The organism is Rhodoferax sp., assembly GCF_025354435.1.
Lineage (GTDB): Bacteria > Pseudomonadota > Gammaproteobacteria > Burkholderiales > Burkholderiaceae_C > Rhodoferax_B.
In genome coordinates this window covers 122,605-140,485 of the sequence record NZ_JANXMU010000032.1, presented here as the reverse complement: position 1 = coordinate 140,485, position 17,881 = coordinate 122,605, and the positions used below count along the sequence as shown (strand labels likewise).

The following is a 17,881-nucleotide window of genomic DNA, read 5'->3' as shown; positions in this document are numbered from 1 at the left end:
GTTGGAGAGATAAAAATTAACGCCCGCGTGCGTGTTCCGGCACTTCGAGCTTTTTGGCCAGTTGCGACAGGGTCCAGGTCAGCACCAGGTACATGGCCGAGATGGCCAGGTAGGGTTCCCAGTAGCGCGAGTAGGCCCCGGCCACGGTGCGGGCGGCCATGGCCAGCTCCAGCAGGCCGATGGCCGAGACCAGCGAGGTATCTTTGACCAGGGCCACCATTTCGTTCACCAGCGCGGGCACCATGCGCCGAAAGGCCTGCGGTAGCACGATGTAGCGCATGCTCAGCCAGGGGCTCATCCCCAGGCTTTGGGCGGCGGCATTCTGGCCGGAGTGGATGCTCTGGATGCCTGCGCGGAAGATTTCCGAGATGTAAGCCCCGGCGTTCAGCGTCAGCGCCACCGCGCCGGAGAAAAAGGCCCCATGCTCCTGGCGGAATTCGCGGGCCATGTCACCCTGCAGCAGCCAGCCGCCGTCGGGGTGGATCAGCAGCGGCATCAGCGCAAAGTGGACCAGCAAAATCTGCACAAATAGCGGCGTGCCGCGAAAAAAGGTCACGTAGGCCGTGGCCAGCGCGCGCAGCAGCTTCAGGCCCCAGGCTACCGGCCAGGGCGGGGAGGGCGGTGCCAGGCTGCTGGTGTTGACCAGCCCCACCGCCGCGCCCAGCAGCATGCCCGCCCCGGTGGCGATCACCGTGAGCTGCACCGTCATCCACAAACCCTGTGCAAACAGGGGGCCGTACCCGGCCAGAATGTCCCAACGCCAGACCATTGCGTGCTCCGATTTTTATGAGGCCGAGTGACTACCTGGCAAACCTTGACAGCCTGCACCCGCGTTTTCCAGGAACACCGCAGAACTGGCTTTGCCAGGCTGCTGGTGTTGCCCCCTGCATGTCGCATCTGTTTTTGCAAACAGATGCGAGGGGGGTTGGCGAAAGTTGCGAAGCACTGCAGCCTGGGGGTGTGCCACTATTTGGTGGATTTGAAGTAGTTGTCGTGGATCTTCTGGTAGCTGCCATCGGCCTTGATGTCGGCCAGGCCCTTGTTGATCTGGGCCAGCAGCTCGGCGTTGCCCTTTTTCACGGCCACGCCGTAGAACTCGGGGGCAAAGCCCGCATCGCTGATGGATTTGAAGCCTGCCGTGGGGTTGTTGGCCAGGTAGTGGATGACCACGCCGTTGTCGGCCACCACGGCATCCACGCCGCCTGCAGCCAGCTCGGCCAGGGCCAATGGGGTGGATTCAAAGCGTTTGATGTTGGTGCTGGTTTTGCCTTGCAACTTGACCACCACCTCTTCGCCGGTGGTGCCGGTTTGCACGCCGATTTTCTTCTTCTTCAGGTCGTCCAGTTTGGTGACGGCGGACTTGGCGGGCACGGCGATCAGCTGGCTGGCCTCAAAGTAGGGGTCGGAGAAGTCCATGGTCTGCTTGCGTTCGTCGGTGATGGTGACGGCCGACACCAGCACATCGCGGTCGCCCTGGGCCAGCGCGGTGAACGCGCCTTCCCACGGGGTGCTGACAAACTTCACTTCCAGCCCGGCCTTGTGGGCGGCGGCGCTCAGCACGTCAATGTCGAAACCGACGATTTCACCTTTTTCGTTCTGGAACTCAAACGGTGCGTAGGTCGGGTCGGTGCCCACGGTAATCACTTTGGCTGCCGGTGTGGGGGCGGGTGCCGCAGGGGCCGATGCAGCAGGCTCGGCTGCCACGGAGGCCGGTGGCGCTTTGCCGCAAGCGCTGAGGAACAGGCCCACGGACAGGGCGGCTACGGACTGGAGGAATTGGCGTTTGAAAGTCATGGAAAGTGCGGCGTAATGCGGCGGGTAAGTTTTAGACAAGGCTGGATTATGCGGGGCTGCATCACCCCGCCCACTGCGCCACCGTGCTGCGGATCAGCTCCAGCGTGGCCTGCTGGGTCAAGGTGCTGGGGCGCAGCGAACTGGTGGCCAGGGCCACCTTGGTGCGCAGGGCCGGTTGCTGGATGGCGCGGGTGGTGAAGGCTGACGGGCGGATCGAGCTGGCCACGGCGTGGCGCGACAGCAGGGCGCTGCCCGCACCGTCGGCCACCAGGTCCAGGATGGCGGCCACGCCGTCGATCTCCAGCGCCACCAGCGGGCGGCAGCCGATCTTGGCCATCTCGGCTTCGACATGCATGCGGATGGCGTTGGGGCGGCTGGGGATGACCAGCGGCAGCAGGGCCACGGCTTTCAGCGCAATCGGCGCGGGCGGTGGGTCTTCGGGCAGGCCGGGCGGCCGGGCCTGCACCAACAGTAGCTCTTCTTCCATCAGCGGGCTGATGTCGGTCTCTAAGCTGCTTTGGGCGTTGTAGAGCACGGCAATGTCGAGCCGCCCGCTGACCAGCGACTGCTGCAGATCCACCGACAGGCCTTCGCGGATCGACAGGGATGCATCCGGCATTTGCTGGCGAAAGGCCCGCGTCAGCGGTACGGTGAGTACGCGCGCCAGGCTGCTGGGCAGGCCAATTGCCACCCGGCCCGCCAGCCCACCGCGCACCCGGCCCAGCTCTTCGCGGGCGCGTTCCACCTGGTGCAGGATGCCCCGGCCGTGTTCCAGCAGCAGCTTGCCCGCCTCGGTGGGTGTGGCCCCCCGGCCATTGCGCACCAGCAGGTTTTGCCGCAGCTCCACCTCCAGCAGGCGCACTTGGCGGCTCAGGGCGGGCTGGGCCATGTCCAGCGCCACGGCGGCGCGGGTGAAACTGCCAAGTTCGGCCACCCTGACGAAATATTCGATTTGTTTAAGATCCATATTTGGCTATACCTCTATCTCTATTATGCCGAATTGCAATATCTGATAGAGAGTCTTCCGGCTTGGCTTTGCGCAGCACCGTAGCCACAATGGTGGCAATGTCCCACTCTGCAAACGGCCTGCCATGACGACTGTAATCAAGGGTATTTCTTCGATGGCTACGCGCCTGCTGCTGGCTGAATTGGTGGCCGGGTTCCAGCAACGTTCTGGATTGCGCGTCGATATGGCATCCGTGGGTGGTGTCGACGCGGCCAAGCGCGTACAGGCGGGTGAAACGTTCGACGTGGTGGTGCTGGCATCGGATGCCATCGACAAACTGACCGCTGCAGGCCATTTGCGGGCGGGTTCCCGGGTGGACTTGGTCCGCTCCGGCGTGGCAGTGGCGGTGCAAGCTGGGGCGGCACGGCCCGATATTTCCAGCGAAGATGCTGTGCGCGCCGCGGTGCTGGCCGCCCGCAGCATCAGCTACTCCACCGGCCCGAGCGGCGTGGCACTGGCCAAGCTGTTTGAGCGCTGGGGTATTGCCGCCAGCATCCAGAGCCGCATTGTCCAGGCCCCGCCCGGCGTGCCCGTGGGGGCACTGGTGGCGCGCGGTGAGGTGGAGCTGGGTTTCCAGCAACTGAGCGAACTGCTGCCGCTGGACGGCATCACCATCCTGGGGCCACTGCCACCGGCCATCCAGGTCACCACCATTTTTTCAGCCGGGGTGGCTACCAACAGCGTACAGCCCGATGCCGTACGCGCCCTGCTCGACTACATGAATTCCCCTGAAGTGGCCGAAGCCAAACGCGCTCAGGGTATGGACCCTGTTTAAGACCCTGCCTGCCGACTAAATTCAAACCAAGGAGACGCACACCATGACAAAACCCCTGATCATCGACTGCCACGGCCACTACACCACGGCCCCCAAATCGCTGGAAAACTGGCGCAACCAGCAGATCGCCGGCATCAAAGACCCGGCCATGATGCCCAAGGTGTCCGACCTGAAGATCAGCGACGACGAGCTGATCGAAACCATCGAATCCAACCAGCTGCGCTTGATGAAAGAGCGCGGCTCCGACCTCACCATCTTCAGCCCGCGCGCCAGCTTCATGGCCCACCACATTGGCGACTTCAACGTGTCCAGCACCTGGGCGGCCATTTGCAACGAACTTTGCTACCGGGTCGCCCAGTTGTTCCCCCAGCATTTCATCGGCGCGGCCATGCTGCCGCAAAGCCCCGGCGTGGATCCGGCCACCTGCATCCCCGAGCTGGAAAAATGCGTCAAGGAATACGGCAACGTCGGTATCAACCTGAACCCTGACCCGAGCGGCGGCCACTGGAATTCGCCCCCCTTGAGCGACAAGGCCTGGTACCCCATCTACGAGAAGATGGTGGAGTACGACATCCCCGCCATGATCCACGTCAGCACCAGCTGCAACGCCTGCTTCCACACCACCGGCGCGCACTACCTGAACGCCGACACCACCGCCTTCATGCAGTGCCTGACCAGCGACCTGTTCAAGGAATTCCCCACGCTGCGCTTTTTGATTCCGCACGGCGGCGGCGCGGTGCCTTACCACTGGGGCCGTTTCCGGGGCCTGGCGCAAGAGCTGAAGAAGCCACTGCTGAGCGAGCACCTGCTCAACAACATCTACTTCGATACCTGCGTGTACCACCAGCCCGGCATTGACCTGCTGAACACCGTGATCCCGGTGAAAAACGTGCTGTTTGCCAGCGAAATGATCGGCGCGGTGCGCGGCATCGACCCCGAAACCGGCAACTACTACGACGACACCAAGCGCTACATCGAAGCCAGCAAGATTTTGAGCGATGCCGACCGCGCCCAGATCTACGAGGGCAACGCCCGCCGTGTCTTCCCGCGTCTTGACGCTGCATTGAAGGCCCAAGGCCGTTAAACCATTCAGGAGATCCCTATGAGCATGAACAACCTCGGCATCGTCAAACGCAACATCGTCCGCGCCGACCCGGCCGCCGTAGAGCGCCTGTCCAAACTCGGCGTGGCCACCATCCACGAGGCCATGGGCCGCGTCGGCCTGATGAAGCCTTACATGCGCCCCGTCTACCAGGGCGCGCGCATCTGCGGCACCGCAGTCACCGTGCTGCTGCAGCCCGGCGACAACTGGATGATGCACGTGGCTGCAGAGCAGTTGCAGCCCGGTGACGTGGCCGTGGCCGCCTGCACCACCGAGAACGAAGACGGCTTCTTCGGCGACCTGCTGGCCACCAGCTTCCAGGCCCGCGGTGCCAAGGGCCTGATCATCGACGGTGGTGTGCGTGACGTGGACGAGCTGCAAAAAATGGGCTTCCCGGTGTTTAGCAAAGCCATCCACGCCAAGGGCACGATCAAGGCTACGCTGGGTTCGGTCAACGTGCAGATCATCTGCGCTGGTGCCATCGTCAACCCCGGTGACGTGGTGATTGCCGACGTGGACGGCATCGTGGTGGTGCCCGCAGCCATCGCCATGCAGGTGGCCGAGACGGCCGAGCACCGCGAAAGCTTCGAAGGCGAAAAGCGCGCCAAGCTGGCGGCCGGTGTGCTGGGCCTGGACATGTACAAGATGCGCGAGCCGCTGGAAAAAGCCGGTTTGAAGTACATCGACTAAATTTAAAGAAAATCGGCCTCTGGCGTATGTTGTACCTACGCTAGTAGCTATCAAGTTAATAGCAATTGATGGAGGTGACTTTGATGGAATTTACCAAGACCCCCGGCTGGATGGACTGGTACACCGGCCCCAGCAAACCCCGCTTTGTGCTGCCCGCAGGCGCTGTGGATGCGCACTGCCACGTGTTCGGCCCTGGCGCGGAGTTCCCGTTCGCCCCCGAGCGCAAGTACACCCCCTGCGATGCCTCCAAAGCCCAGCTGTTCGCCCTGCGCGACCATCTGGGGTTTGCCAAGAACGTGGTGGTGCAGGCCACCTGCCACGGCTCGGACAACAGCGCCATGGTCGATGCGCTGAAGGCCGCGAATGGCAAGGCGCGTGGCGTGGCCACCGTCAAACGCAGCATCAGCGATGCAGAAATTCAGGCTATGCACGATGCCGGTGTGCGCGGCGTGCGCTTTAACTTCGTCAAGCGGCTGGTGGACTTTACCCCCAAGGACGAGCTGCTGGAAATCGTCACCCGCATCCATGCCTGGGGCTGGCATGTGGTGATCTACTTTGAGGCGGTAGACCTGCCCGAGCTGTGGGACTTCTTTACTGCGCTGCCCACTACCGTGGTGGTGGACCACATGGGCCGCCCCGACGTGGCGCTGCCGGTAGACGGCCCGCAGTTCGCGCTGTTCGAGAAGTTCATGCGCGAGCATAGCAATGTGTGGAGCAAGGTGACCTGCCCCGAACGCCTGAGCGTGACCGGCCCCAAGGCCTTGAACGGCGAACAAAATGCCTACTTGGACGTGATCCCGTTTGCCAAGCGCATCGTCGAGCAGTTTCCCGACCGCGTGCTCTGGGGTACCGACTGGCCCCACCCCAACCTGAAGGACCACATGCCCGACGACGGCCTGCTGGTGGACTTCATCCCGCACATTGCCCCCACCGCCGAATTGCAGCAAAAGCTGTTGGTCGACAACCCCAACCGCCTTTACTGGCCGGAGGAGAAATAATGTCCTTAGAGAAACCGTACCTGGACGTGCCCGGCACCACCATCTTTGATGCCGAGCAAAGCCGTATGGGCTACCACCTGAACCAGTTCTGCATGTCGCTGATGAAGGCCGAGAACCGTGAAAAGTTCAAGGCCGACCAGCGCGCCTACCTGGACACCTGGCCCATGACCGAAGGCCAGAAACAGGCCGTGCTCGACATGGACCTGAACCGCTGCATCGCCCAGGGCGGCAACATCTACTTTTTGGCCAAGATCGGTGCCACCCACGGCATGAGCTTCCAGCAAATGGCGGGCAGCATGACCGGCATGACCGAAGAGGAATACCGCAACATGATGGTGTCCGGTGGCCGTTCGGCCAATGGCAACCGGGTGCTGGGCGAGGGCGGCGATGCCCAGCCCAATCGCCAACCCCAAGGCTCTGCAGGCAAGAAAGCGACAATTTAATATGGCCAAAATCACCGCCAGCGTTTACACCTCCCACGTCCCCGCCATCGGCGCAGCCATCGACTTGGGCAAGACCGCCGAGCCGTATTGGCAGCCCCTGTTTGCGGGCTACGACTACTCCAAACAGTGGCTCAAGGACAACAAGCCCGACGTGATCTTCCTGGTCTTTAACGACCACGCGACCGCGTTTAGCCTAGACATGATTCCGACCTTCGCCATCGGTACCGCGGCCGAATACCAGCCCGCCGACGAAGGCTGGGGCCCGCGCCCCGTGCCCAAGGTCTTTGGCCACCCCGAGCTGGCCGCGCACATTGCGCAGTCGGTGATCCAGCAGGACTTTGACCTGACCATCGTCAACAAGATGGACGTGGACCATGGCCTGACCGTGCCCTTGAGCATGATGTGCGGCCAACCCGACGCCTGGCCCTGCCCGGTGATTCCGTTCGCCGTCAACGTGGTGCAGTACCCCGTGCCGTCGGGCCGCCGCTGCTTCGAGCTGGGCAAGGCCATTCGCAAGGCCATCGAGTCGTTCGACCAGCCGCTGAACGTGCAAATCTGGGGCACCGGCGGCATGAGCCACCAGCTCCAGGGCGCGCGTGCAGGCTTGATCAACAAGGAGTGGGACAACGCCTTCCTGGACCGGCTAATTGCCGACCCCGATGGCCTGGCCAGCCAGCCGCACATCGACTACGTGCGCGAAGCCGGTTCCGAGGGCATTGAGCTGGTGATGTGGCTGATCGCCCGCGGCGCGATGGCCGATGTGGCCGGTGGTGCCGCACCCACGCTCAAACACCGCTTCTACCATGTACCCGCATCCAACACGGCCGTCGGCCACCTGATTCTGGAGAACAACTAAATGGCTAAAACGATCAAAGTCGCCCTGGCGGGCGCAGGCGCTTTCGGCACCAAACACCTGGACGCAATTGCGTTGATCGACGGCGTGGAAGCCGTGTCGGTGATTGGCCGCGACATGGAGAAAACCCGCGAAGTGGCCGATAAATACGGCATTAAACACATCACCAACGACCTGGCCGAAAGCTTGGCGCTGCCCGAGGTGGATGCCGTGATTTTGTGTACGCCCACGCAAATCCATGCTGAGCAAACCCTGCAGTGCCTGCAGGCAGGCAAACATGTGCAGGTAGAGATTCCACTGGCCGATAGCTTGGCCGGTGCCGAGGAGGTGGCCGCCTTTGCCGCTACGTCGGGCCTGGTGGCCATGGTGGGCCACACCCGCCGCTTCAACCCCAGCCACCAGTACGTGCACAACCAAATCAAGGCGGGTGCTTTCAACATCCAGCAAATGGATGTGCAAACCTATTTCTTCCGCCGCACCAACACCAACGCGCTGGGCCAGGCCCGTAGCTGGACCGACCATCTGCTGTGGCACCACGCAGCCCACACGGTCGATTTGTTTGCCTACCAGGCGGGTAGCCCCATCGTGCAGGCCCACGCCGTGCAAGGCCCGATCCACCCGGCCCTGGGCATTGCGATGGACATGAGCATCCAGCTCAAGGCCGCCAACGGCGCGATCTGCACGCTGAGTCTGAGCTTCAACAACGACGGCCCGTTGGGCACCTACTTCCGCTACATAGGCGACACGGCGACCTACCTGGCCCGCTACGACGACCTGTTTACCGGCAAGGACGAAAAAATCGACGTGAGCCAGGTGGCGGTGTCGATGAACGGCATCGAGCTGCAAGACCGCGAATTCTTCGCCGCCATCCGCGAAGGCCGCGAACCCAACAGCAGCGTCGCCAAGGTGCTGCCGTGCTACCGCGTGCTGCACCAGTTGGAGCAGCAGCTCAACGCTGCGGGGTAATCAACCCAAGGTAAACGGCCCGCCCTTGGCCAGCGCCCGCTGGTACGCAGGCCGGGCGTGGATGCGGGCCAGATAGGCTATCAACCGGGGGCGGCTGGCATCCAGGCCTCCGCGGGCAGCGGCGGCTTCCAGGGGGAAGCTGAGCTGGATGTCGGCCCCGCTGAATTCCTCGCCGGCAAACCACAGGCTTTTGCCCAGCTCGGCTTCCATGAAGTCCAGGTGGGTGGTGATTTGCGGCAGGATGAAGCTGCTTTTAACCTTGCCGCTGATGGCTTTGGCGATGGGTTTCACGAAGAAAGGCATGGGCGTGGATTCGATCTTGTCGAACACCAGCTTGAGCAGCAGCGGCGGCATGGCCGAGCCTTCGGCGTAGTGCAGCCAGTAGCGGTAACGCAGCCGTTCGGGCGTGCCCAGGGCGGGCGCGAGGCGACCCTGGCCGTAGTGCTCGATCAGCGTCTCGATGATGGCGCCGGATTCGGCCAGCACCATATCGCCATCCGTCACCACCGGCGATTTGCCCAGCGGGTGCACTTTGCGCAGGCTGGGCGGGGCGAGCATGGTGGTGGCATCGCGCTGGTATTTCTCCAGCTGGTAGGGCAGTTCCAGTTCTTCCAGCAGCCACAGCACGCGCTGCGAGCGGGAATTGTTCAGATGGTGGACGGTAAGCATGGCTTCCTTGGGTTTACTATCAATAATAGAGCGGCTTGTGCAGGCGCAATATGGGCTAGAGGCCTAAAAAGCTTAAAAACTCTGGGTTAACTGCTGGGTCTTATGCGGAATAAGTAAGCCAGAGATGCACGGCCAAGCAGGCCGATACGGCTGGTTTTAGCATTTAAGTTAGTTGGGCTAAGTATTTCTGTTCTTTTGCGTTTATAAACCGGTGCCCATCCATTTGATTTACTTTCTGTTACTTCCTTGAAAACCTGTTTAACTGCCCAAGATTCAGCCGCCAAGGTGATGGACGTGGTCCCTGCCGTGATGGATGCGATCCGTACGTCGATGCGCCATGGAGTCGAAGGTAGTTTGTCGGTTCCGCAGTTCCGCTGCCTCAACTTCATCTCCCGCCGCCCCGGCTGTGCCATGGGCGATATTGCGGTGTTTTTGGGGGTGACCATGCCTACCGCCTCGGCCATGGCGGACCGCCTGGTGCAGGCCGGGTTGGTGCAGCCGCAAACCGCTACGGGTGACCGCCGCTGCTCCCGGCTGGAAACCACCACGGCCGGTGTGGCGCAGTTGGCGGCGATACAGAACCGGGCGCAGGGTGAACTTAAAGCGGTTTTGGCAGTCTGTACACCGCAGGAGCAACAGACATTGCAAGCCGGGCTGGCCGTACTTTGGCGTATTTTCCGACCCCTATCCGAATCCACCGAACCCATTCACGCACCATGAAGACTGCTCCTCTTGTTTTGAATACCGTCTGCGGCCTGGTGGCCCTGGGCTTGTGGGGTTGCTCCGGCAAGTCCGACGTGGCTGCGCCCGCGGCCGGTGCCTCGGCTGCCGCGACGGCATCTGCGCCTGCGGGAGCGGCCTCCGCGGCGGGTGCTCCCGTCACGGTAACCACCGCCTTGGCCCAGCAGCGCGATCTGCCTGTGGTGCTCAAAGCCACCGGCACGGTGACGGCGCTGACCAGCGTGGACGTGAAGGCCCAGGTGACCAGCGTGGTGGCCAAGGTGCATATCCAAGAGGGCCAGTTCGTCAAGGCCGACCAGTTGATGTTCACCCTGGACGCGCGCGCCGATGAGGCCAACCTGGCCAAGGCCCGCGCCCAGTTGGCCAAGGACACGGCTGCGCTGGCCGATGCCAAGCGCCAATTGGCCCGCAGCAAGGATCTGCTGGCGCAAAACTTTATTTCGCAAGGTGCGCTGGACACCTCGCAAGCCGGGGTTGATGGCCTTACTGCCACCCTGGCCGCCGACCAGGCCGCCATCGACGCGGCCAAGGTGGCGCTGTCGTTTGACCGCATTACCGCCCCCCACGCCGGGCGCGCGGGGCTGGTGCCGGTGTCGGCAGGCAGCGCTGTGCAGGCCAACGTGACCACCCTGGTGACGATTACCCAGCTTGACCCGATGGGCGTGGCGTTCAGCCTGCCCCAGCGCAACCTGGGCGATGCCCTGGCCGCCTTGAAGGGCGAAGGCGCACCGGTGACGGCCACCCTGACCGACAACGGCGGCGTGTTCAAAGGGCGGTTGCAGTTTGTCGACAACCTGGTGGATGCCAGCTCGGGCTCGCTCAAGGCCAAAGCGGTGTTTGACAACAAGGAAGGCAAGCTCTGGCCCGGCGCGTTTGTCGAGGTATCGCAAACCGTCAACGTGCTCAAGGGCGCGGTGGTAGTGCCCCAGGCGGCCTTGATCCAGGGCGCACGCGGCACCGTCGTCTACACCCTGGAAGACGGCAAGGCAGTGTCCAAACCCGTGCAACTGGTTTACGCCCAAGGCCTGGACGCAGCGGTGACCGGCCTGCAGGCCAACGACAGAGTGGTGGTAGAGGGCAAGCAAAACGTGCGCCCCGGCGCGCGCTTGGTGGAACGGGCAGCTGACCCCAAACCGGCCGCCAGCGCCCCTGCCACGGACGCTTCCAAGCCTACCGCACCGTGAATGCACCATGAACTTCTCTGAACTCTTTATCCGCCGTCCGGTGATGACGGTACTGCTGAACCTGGCCATCGTGTTGGCCGGGGTGATTGGCTACCGCAGCATTCCGGTGGCGGCCTTGCCCAGCTACGACACACCGGTGATCAACGTGTCTGCCAGTCTGCCCGGCGCCAGCCCCGAGACCATGGCCAGCTCGGTGGCGCTGATCTTGGAGAAGCAGTTCCAGACCGTGCCGGGCCTGAAAACCATCAGCTCCACCAGCACCCTGGGCAGCACCTCGCTGACCCTCGAATTTGACGAAGGCCGCAATATCGACGCGGCGGCGGTGGATGTGCAGGCCGCCTTGCTGCGGGCCCAGCGCTCGCTGCCCACCGACATGACCAATCCGCCGTCGTACCGCAAGGTGAATCCGGCGGATGCGCCGATTCTGCTGGTGGCCATGACCTCGCCGTCACTCACCCCGTCGGACCTGCAAGACTTTGCCGAGCACCTGATCTCGCCCACCTTCTCCACCATCGACGGCGTAGCGCAGGTGAATATTTTTGGTGCCAAGCGCTATGCCGTGCGGGTGCGGGTGAATCCGCAGGCCCTGGCGGTTCGCAACCTGGGCCTGGACGACCTGAGCAGCGTGCTCAAGTCCGCCAACGTCAACACCCCCGTGGGCACGCTGGATGGCCCGCAGCAAACCCTGGTGTTGCAAGCCAACCGGCAACTGCGCAACGCCGCCGACTTTTCCAACCTGATCGTCAGCAGCAAGGGCGGCAACACGGTGCGCTTGAAAGATGTGGCTAGCGTTGAAGATAGCCTGGAAACCCTGAAAAGCTGGGCCACGCTGAATGGCGAAGCCTCCATCACCCTGGCCGTGCAACGCCAGCCAGGAGCCAACACCGTGAAGGTGGTGGATTCGCTGCTGGCCGCCTTGCCCAATTTGCAGGCGCAAATGCCCCAGTCGGTGAAGATGACCCCGGTGAACGACCGTTCCAAGTCGGTGCGCGAGGCCTTGCACGACGTATCGCTGACCCTGGTGGGCACCATCGTGCTGGTGGTGCTGGTGATCTTCTTGTTTCTGCGCCGCTTTGTGGCCACGGTGATTCCTGCGTTGTCGCTGCCGGTGTCGCTGGTCGGTGCGGTGGCGCTGCTGTGGGGCATGAACTACAGCCTGGACAACATCTCTTTGCTGGGCCTGACGCTGGCCGTTGGTCTGGTGGTGGACGATGCCATCGTGGTGCTGGAGGAAATCATCCGGCTGGTGGAGGAGGGCGTGCCCCCCTTCCAGGCGGCCCTGCGCGGCTCGCGGGCGGTGGGTTTTACGATTATTTCCATGTCCACCTCGCTGATTGCGGTGTTCATCCCGATCTTCTTCATGCCTGGCGTGATTGGCCTGCTGTTCCACGAATTTGCGGTGGTGGTGGGCTTGTCCATCGTGGTGTCGGCCTTTGTGTCGCTGACCCTGGTGCCCATGATGGCCAGCCGTTTCCTGAGCGACGAAACCCACAAAAAGCCACCAGGCCGCATCGTCCATGCGTTCGAAGTCGGTTTCAACAAGTTTCTGGCCGGCTACACCCGCTGGCTGGACGCAGCACTGCGCCACCGCAACATCGTGCTGGGTTTGGCGGCAGTGACCCTGGTGGCCACCGTCTGGCTGGTGATGGTCATCCCCAAGGGCTTTTTCCCCGAAGAAGACATTGGCCAGATCCAGGTGACCACCGAGTCCGCCGAAGACATCTCCTTCCCCGCCATGGTTAAGCTGCAAGAGGCTGCAGCGGCCATCGTCCGCGCCGACCCGAATGTGCTGACCGTCAGCTCGTTCAACGGCGGCAACGGCTCGCAAAACACCGGGCGCATGTTCATCAACTTGAAGCCCCAGAATGAGCGGCCCAAGATGAAAGTGGTGGTGGAAGGTCTGCGCAAGAAGCTGCGCACCGTGGCGGGCATCAATGTGTTCATGCGGCCGGTGCAAAACCTGCAGCTGGGCGGGCGCCAGAGCAAGGCCCAGTACCAGTACATCATGCAGAGCATCAAGGCCGATGAGCTCAATGTATGGGCCACCAAGCTGCAAGACCAGTTGCGCGGCGACCCGCTGTTCCGCGATGTCACCAGCGATGCGCAGATGCGCGGCCTGATCGCCCAGCTGAAGATCGACCGCGATGCCGCCAATACCCTGGGCGTGTCCATCGACACCATCCGCACCGCGCTGTTCAGTGCGTTTGGCGAGCGCCAAGTGTCCACCATCTACCTGCCCACCGACAGCTACCAAGTCATCATGGAAGTGGCCCCCGATGCCAAGGAGGACGAGCGCGCCCTGAATGGCATTTATGTGCGCTCCAACACCGGTGCCTTGGTGCCCATGACCAGCTTCACCACCGTCACCCGCACGGTGGGCGCTACCGCCATCAACCACGTAGGCCAGTTGCAGGCGGTCACGGTGTCGTTCAATCTGGCACCCGGCGCGGCCCTGGGCGATGCCACGGCCAAGATCGACGCGGCCCGGCTGGCGATTGCGCTGCCCAGCAGCATCATCACCAGCTACGGCGGTGACGCGGCAGTGTTCCAAAGCTCGCAGGGCAGCCAGACCATCCTGGTCATCGCCGCCTTGCTGGTGATCTACGTGCTGCTGGGCGTGCTGTACGAGAGCTACATCCACCCCCTGACCATTCTGGCGGGCCTGCCGTCGGCGGCGGTGGGGGCGCTGGCTACGCTGATGATTTTTGGCCAGGATCTGACCCTGATCGCCACCATCGGCATCGTGCTGCTGATCGGTATCGTCAAAAAGAACGCCATCATGATGATCGACTTTGCGCTGGAGGCCCAGCGCCACCAGGGCATGACCCCGGCCGAAGCCATCCGCACTGCGTGCATCCTGCGGTTCCGGCCCATCATGATGACCACCATGGCCGCGCTGATGGGTGCACTGCCTATCGCACTGGGCCTGGGTGCCGGTGCCGAGCTGCGCCAGCCTCTGGGCTTGGCGGTGGTGGGCGGCCTGGTGTTTTCGCAGGCCATCACGCTGTTCATCACCCCGGTGATTTATTTGACCCTGGAGCGCTTCAGCGGCACCGGCCCGGTCACGACACCGGAAGTGGTGGAAGCCTGATTTGCTACTTAATTTATAGCTACTCGTGCATGTAATACAAGCGCCAGAAGGACTTTTTACTATGAAAAACAGACAACTCGGCCCCTTTAACGTCGCCGCCATCGGCCTGGGCTGCATGAACCTCAGCCACGCATACGGTGCGCCGGTTTCGGCAGAGCAGGGCGAAGCCGTGCTGCTGCACGCCCTGGACCGCGGCGTGACCTTGTTCGACACCGCCGCCCTGTACGGCTTTGGCGCGAACGAAGACCTGGTCGGCAAAGTGCTGTCCAAGCACCGCCGCCGCTTCACCCTGGCCAGCAAATGTGGCATGACCGGCGTGGACGGCAAGCGCGTCATCGATGGCCGCCCGGCCACCATCCAGCGCACCTGCGAAGACGCGCTGCGTCGCCTGCGTACCGATGTGATCGACCTGTACTACCTGCACCGCTGGGACAAAACCGTGCCCATCGAAGACAGTGTGGGTGCGCTGTCGGACCTGGTCCGCCAGGGCAAGATCCAGACTATCGGTCTGTCTGAGGTGTCGGCCAGTACCCTGCGCAAAGCGCATGCCGTGCACCCCATCATCGCGCTGCAAACCGAGTATTCGCTGTGGACGCGCAACCCCGAAATCGCGGTGCTGCAAGCCTGCAAGGAACTGGGCACCGCCTTTGTGGCCTTTAGCCCGGTGGCGCGCGGATTTTTGACCGGCGCGCTGACCGACGTTTCCACGCTGAATGCCAAAGACATCCGCCGCACCATGCCCCGCTTTACCCCTGAGAACTACGCCGTCAACTTGGGTTTGCTGGGTGGTTTGAAGGCCATCGCCCAGGATGCCGGTTGCACCCTGGCCCAGTTGGCGATTGCCTGGCTGCTGCAGCAGGGCGAGCACATCATCCCCATCCCCGGCACTACCCGTATCGACCACCTGGATGAAGACCTAGCCGCCGCCGATGTGCAGCTCTCGCCCCAGGTGCTGGCCCGGCTGGACGCGCTCATGGCCCCCCGCGCCATTACCGCAGGCCGCTACAACGCGCAGTCGCAGTCCGAGGTGGATACCGAGGAGTTTGCGTAAGCTGATGTAACGGTGGCATGGGCTTTGCGTGACAAGAGCGACGGGAATCCTCCTGCCGCTCTTTGCGAAAGTCTTTATGTATTCCAGTGCCCGGTCCTTGGCCACCACCATGCCCGATAACACGGGTCTGTCCACCGTCAACCTCGCGGCCCGCCAACGCATGTTGTCGCAGCGCATGGTGCTGCAAACCGTGCTGGCAGCGCAGGGCGACAAGGCCCAGCTGCAGGCGGCCGAGCGCACGCTGAGCCTGTTTTCCGACAGCCAGGCCACGCTGCTGCAAATGCTCAAAAAGCTCGACGAAGCCAGCGCCCGCAAGGTCGAAGCCGTGTACCACGACGTACAGGGCGTGGGTGGCAACATCCAGACGTTCACCAAACTGGTGCGTACAGCCCTGGACCACATCGCCCAGCGCGACCCGCGCCAAGCCGCCTCGGTGGCCCAGGTGGTGGAGCACACCGACGCGGTGCTGGAGGCCCTGAACAAGGCCACCACCGTGTTCGACGACATCAGCAAAACCCAATCCGACAGCATGAAGCGCGAGCTCAGCGGCATCGTCAACGACATCCAGAACGTCGCCCGCGAAGCCAAGGTGGTAAGTTTCAACGCCCTGGTCATCGCTGCCCGCGCCGGTAATTTTGGCCGTGAGTTTGCGGTGGTGGCCAACGTGCTGACCGGCATTACCGGCAAGATCGACGGCCTGTCGCGCGAAGCCATCGTGCTGGCGTGACGCAGCTAAGGGGCTGACGGCCAGACACAGAGGGCAGGGCGGCTACACTCGCGGCCCTTCCTCTCTTGTGCGCCATCCGATGCCTTCTTCCCCGGCCAAGCAGCCCCGCACCCGCAAGTCCCCGGCGGCCGACCCACAGCAGCAACTCAGCCTGCTGTTCAACGAGGCCCCTGAGACGGTGACCGCACCGGCTCCAGCCCCTGCCGTTGCCGCTGTGGCTGTCGTGCTTGCCCCGCCTGCCGACAATGCCGAAGCCTTGGCTTTGCAACTCGAACAACACCCCGACTACCGTGTGCTGCGCCGCCTGGTGCCGCAACGGGAATTTGCCGCCGCACCCGCCCAGGGCGTGAAGCGCCTGCTGGTGCTGGACACCGAAACCACCGGCCTGGAGCACAGCCGCGACAAGATCATCGAGCTGGCCCTGCTGCGCGTCGACATCGACACCGCCACCGGCCTGGCCTGCGGCAGCGTGCAGGTCTACGACGGCCTGGAAGACCCCGGCCAGCCCATCCCCGACATCGCCCGCAAGATCACCGGTATCGACGACAGCATGGTGGCGGGCCAGGCCCTGGACGAAGCCCGCATTGCCGAACTACTGGAAGGCGTGGATCTGGTGGTGGCGCACAACGCCGGGTTTGACCGCCCGTTTGTTGAAGCCCGCCTGCCCGCATTCGCCGCCAAGGCCTGGGCTTGCTCATTTGCCGATATCGACTGGAAGAAACAGGGCCGAGATTCGGCCAAGCTCACCGCCTTGGCGCTGGACCTGGGCCTGTTTTATGACGCGCACCGGGCCGAAATGGACTGCCACGCTCTGCTGGCCGTGCTGCAGGCCCCGTTGCCCGTAGCGGGCCACACCGGCCTGGCGCACCTGCTGACTGCCGCCGAGGGCACCCGCTACCGTTTGCAGGCCACCGGCGCAGCTTTCGATGCCAAAGACGCACTCAAGGAACGCGGCTACCGCTGGGATGCGGCCAACAAGGTCTGGCACACCTGGCTTAGCGACGAGGCCAGTCTGCAGCTAGAGTGCGATTGGCTGGCCACCGAGGTCTACCGCGGCCGTGCCGCCAAGGTGCAGGTCGAGGCACTGGATGCCCGCGTGCGCTACGCTAACCGCGCCGGGGTGCTGTCTTGGAAGAATTTGGGATGAAATAGGGCTCTGGCGTATATTTTGTCTATGCTAGTAGCTATCAAAATAGTAGCAATTGGCAAATGCGTCTATGCCACTGTCAAGTGCTTCGGTTGCAAAACATCCTTCAAATTGAGGATAAATCAACCCCGACTATTGCACGGTATACACCTGTGCGCTCAGGCAGCTTGCCAATCAAGAGGATAATGCAGCCTTCGATCCGGCGATACGCCGTATTATTTCCTTGCCAAATCCCTGCGATTGGCACCCAACTAAGGCTCTATCCATGGCGAAAGCTGATTCCAAAACTGCCATGCTGGCCGACGGCCTGCGTTACAAATCCAAAGCCTCCGGTTCCCCCTTCGCCGCTGCGGCGTCGTTTGGCGGAGCCACCATGTCGTGCTTTTTGTGCGGTAAGCACCGCACCCGTTCGCTGATGGGCACCCGCAAGGTGCTGGGCAAGTCGCAAGCCGTGTGCGCACCTTCGTGCCAGGCTATGGACGAAGCCGCAGCAGGCTAAATTCAATTTAAACCCCGTTTAGCTGGCTGTGTGGGCAAATCGCCCGCGCGGTTGTGGCCTAATCGTGGGTTGTCACATTTTCTATGGAGTAAACATAATGGCAAGAGAACCCCGTACCGAAGCCGAGCGTCTGGCTACCCCCCGT

18 protein-coding genes are annotated in these 17,881 nt (G+C 62.9%); 14 read left to right on the top strand and 4 right to left on the bottom strand.

The annotated features are described in order from the left end of the window. Positions 1 to 16: 16 nt before the first annotated feature. The 3 genes from Q0T48_RS08345 to Q0T48_RS08335 form a co-directional block, all read right to left on the bottom strand. Entirely contained in the window at positions 17 to 769 is a 753-nt protein-coding gene (locus Q0T48_RS08345; protein WP_295954992.1) for an amino acid ABC transporter permease, read from the bottom strand. 197 nt (positions 770 to 966) lie between these two features. Then, positions 967 to 1,794 carry a basic amino acid ABC transporter substrate-binding protein gene (locus tag Q0T48_RS08340; protein ID WP_295954989.1) on the bottom strand — a complete coding sequence of 276 codons (828 nt, stop codon included), beginning with the start codon at positions 1,792 to 1,794 and terminating at the stop codon, positions 967 to 969. A gap of 61 nt (positions 1,795 to 1,855) precedes the next feature. Beyond that, positions 1,856 to 2,761 (bottom strand): LysR substrate-binding domain-containing protein, encoded by a 906-nt coding sequence (locus tag Q0T48_RS08335; protein ID WP_295954986.1) that lies wholly within the window; start codon positions 2,759 to 2,761, stop codon positions 1,856 to 1,858. 124 nt (positions 2,762 to 2,885) lie between these two features. On the opposite strand from Q0T48_RS08335, the gene Q0T48_RS08330 reads away from it, so the two are divergent. The 7 genes from Q0T48_RS08330 to Q0T48_RS08300 all read left to right on the top strand — a co-directional run bounded on the left by Q0T48_RS08330 (position 2,886) and on the right by Q0T48_RS08300 (position 8,627). Beyond that, positions 2,886 to 3,575, top strand: a complete 690-nt coding sequence (locus tag Q0T48_RS08330) for a substrate-binding domain-containing protein (protein ID WP_295954983.1) — start codon at positions 2,886 to 2,888, stop codon at positions 3,573 to 3,575. A 55-nt stretch (positions 3,576 to 3,630) separates the two neighbouring features. Further along, complete coding sequence (locus tag Q0T48_RS08325; protein WP_295955223.1) at positions 3,631 to 4,659, top strand: amidohydrolase family protein; 1,029 nt, start codon at positions 3,631 to 3,633, stop codon at positions 4,657 to 4,659. Positions 4,660 to 4,683: 24 nt separating this feature from the next. Continuing rightward, positions 4,684 to 5,367: a 4-carboxy-4-hydroxy-2-oxoadipate aldolase/oxaloacetate decarboxylase gene (gene ligK, locus Q0T48_RS08320; protein ID WP_295955220.1), complete on the top strand. Its 684-nt coding sequence runs from the start codon at positions 4,684 to 4,686 to the stop codon at positions 5,365 to 5,367. Between the two features lie 80 nt (positions 5,368 to 5,447). After that, positions 5,448 to 6,365: an amidohydrolase family protein gene (locus Q0T48_RS08315; protein ID WP_295954980.1), complete on the top strand. Its 918-nt coding sequence runs from the start codon at positions 5,448 to 5,450 to the stop codon at positions 6,363 to 6,365. Further along, positions 6,365 to 6,808 (top strand): protocatechuate 4,5-dioxygenase subunit alpha, encoded by a 444-nt coding sequence (gene ligA / locus Q0T48_RS08310; protein WP_295954978.1) that lies wholly within the window; start codon positions 6,365 to 6,367, stop codon positions 6,806 to 6,808. The genes Q0T48_RS08315 and ligA overlap by 1 nt, the downstream gene beginning before the upstream one ends. Position 6,809: 1 nt before the next feature. Next, positions 6,810 to 7,664: a class III extradiol dioxygenase subunit beta gene (locus tag Q0T48_RS08305; protein ID WP_295954975.1), complete on the top strand. Its 855-nt coding sequence runs from the start codon at positions 6,810 to 6,812 to the stop codon at positions 7,662 to 7,664. Next, entirely contained in the window at positions 7,665 to 8,627 is a 963-nt protein-coding gene (locus Q0T48_RS08300) for a Gfo/Idh/MocA family oxidoreductase (RefSeq protein WP_295954972.1), read from the top strand. On the opposite strand, the gene Q0T48_RS08295 is transcribed toward Q0T48_RS08300, so the two are convergent. After that, positions 8,628 to 9,296 carry a glutathione S-transferase gene (locus Q0T48_RS08295; protein WP_295954971.1) on the bottom strand — a complete coding sequence of 223 codons (669 nt, stop codon included), beginning with the start codon at positions 9,294 to 9,296 and terminating at the stop codon, positions 8,628 to 8,630. A 246-nt stretch (positions 9,297 to 9,542) separates the two neighbouring features. Between Q0T48_RS08295 and Q0T48_RS08290 the strand changes: the two genes are divergently transcribed. From Q0T48_RS08290 to Q0T48_RS08260, 7 genes are all read left to right on the top strand, one after another. Beyond that, a complete protein-coding gene (locus tag Q0T48_RS08290) occupies positions 9,543 to 10,016 on the top strand; it encodes a MarR family transcriptional regulator (RefSeq protein WP_295954968.1) in 474 nt (157 codons plus the stop codon). Continuing rightward, positions 10,013 to 11,221, top strand: coding sequence for an efflux RND transporter periplasmic adaptor subunit (locus tag Q0T48_RS08285; protein ID WP_295954966.1), 1,209 nt, complete (start codon positions 10,013 to 10,015; stop codon positions 11,219 to 11,221). Before Q0T48_RS08290 ends, Q0T48_RS08285 begins: the two co-directional genes overlap by 4 nt. 7 nt (positions 11,222 to 11,228) lie before the next feature. Next, positions 11,229 to 14,312: an efflux RND transporter permease subunit gene (locus tag Q0T48_RS08280; protein WP_295954964.1), complete on the top strand. Its 3,084-nt coding sequence runs from the start codon at positions 11,229 to 11,231 to the stop codon at positions 14,310 to 14,312. 61 nt (positions 14,313 to 14,373) lie between these two features. Next, positions 14,374 to 15,363: an aldo/keto reductase gene (locus tag Q0T48_RS08275; RefSeq protein WP_295954961.1), complete on the top strand. Its 990-nt coding sequence runs from the start codon at positions 14,374 to 14,376 to the stop codon at positions 15,361 to 15,363. A gap of 109 nt (positions 15,364 to 15,472) precedes the next feature. Then, positions 15,473 to 16,090, top strand: coding sequence for a methyl-accepting chemotaxis protein (locus Q0T48_RS08270; protein WP_295954958.1), 618 nt, complete (start codon positions 15,473 to 15,475; stop codon positions 16,088 to 16,090). A gap of 79 nt (positions 16,091 to 16,169) precedes the next feature. Continuing rightward, a complete protein-coding gene (locus tag Q0T48_RS08265) occupies positions 16,170 to 17,237 on the top strand; it encodes a 3'-5' exonuclease (RefSeq protein ID WP_295954956.1) in 1,068 nt (355 codons plus the stop codon). Between the two features lie 265 nt (positions 17,238 to 17,502). Next, entirely contained in the window at positions 17,503 to 17,736 is a 234-nt protein-coding gene (locus Q0T48_RS08260; protein WP_295954953.1) for a hypothetical protein, read from the top strand. Positions 17,737 to 17,881 lie beyond the last annotated feature (145 nt).

Coding starts and splice junctions, on each gene's coding strand:
- Q0T48_RS08345 (WP_295954992.1), bottom strand. CDS start 769: ATGGTCTGGCGTTGGGACATTCTGGCCGGGTACGGCCCCCTGTTTGCA.
- Q0T48_RS08340 (WP_295954989.1), bottom strand. CDS start 1,794: ATGACTTTCAAACGCCAATTCCTCCAGTCCGTAGCCGCCCTGTCCGTG.
- Q0T48_RS08335 (WP_295954986.1), bottom strand. CDS start 2,761: ATGGATCTTAAACAAATCGAATATTTCGTCAGGGTGGCCGAACTTGGC.
- Q0T48_RS08330 (WP_295954983.1), top strand. CDS start 2,886: ATGACGACTGTAATCAAGGGTATTTCTTCGATGGCTACGCGCCTGCTG.
- ligK (WP_295955220.1), top strand. CDS start 4,684: ATGAACAACCTCGGCATCGTCAAACGCAACATCGTCCGCGCCGACCCG.
- ligA (WP_295954978.1), top strand. CDS start 6,365: ATGTCCTTAGAGAAACCGTACCTGGACGTGCCCGGCACCACCATCTTT.
- Q0T48_RS08305 (WP_295954975.1), top strand. CDS start 6,810: ATGGCCAAAATCACCGCCAGCGTTTACACCTCCCACGTCCCCGCCATC.
- Q0T48_RS08300 (WP_295954972.1), top strand. CDS start 7,665: ATGGCTAAAACGATCAAAGTCGCCCTGGCGGGCGCAGGCGCTTTCGGC.
- Q0T48_RS08295 (WP_295954971.1), bottom strand. CDS start 9,296: ATGCTTACCGTCCACCATCTGAACAATTCCCGCTCGCAGCGCGTGCTG.
- Q0T48_RS08285 (WP_295954966.1), top strand. CDS start 10,013: ATGAAGACTGCTCCTCTTGTTTTGAATACCGTCTGCGGCCTGGTGGCC.
- Q0T48_RS08280 (WP_295954964.1), top strand. CDS start 11,229: ATGAACTTCTCTGAACTCTTTATCCGCCGTCCGGTGATGACGGTACTG.
- Q0T48_RS08275 (WP_295954961.1), top strand. CDS start 14,374: ATGAAAAACAGACAACTCGGCCCCTTTAACGTCGCCGCCATCGGCCTG.
- Q0T48_RS08270 (WP_295954958.1), top strand. CDS start 15,473: ATGCCCGATAACACGGGTCTGTCCACCGTCAACCTCGCGGCCCGCCAA.
- Q0T48_RS08265 (WP_295954956.1), top strand. CDS start 16,170: ATGCCTTCTTCCCCGGCCAAGCAGCCCCGCACCCGCAAGTCCCCGGCG.
- Q0T48_RS08260 (WP_295954953.1), top strand. CDS start 17,503: ATGGCGAAAGCTGATTCCAAAACTGCCATGCTGGCCGACGGCCTGCGT.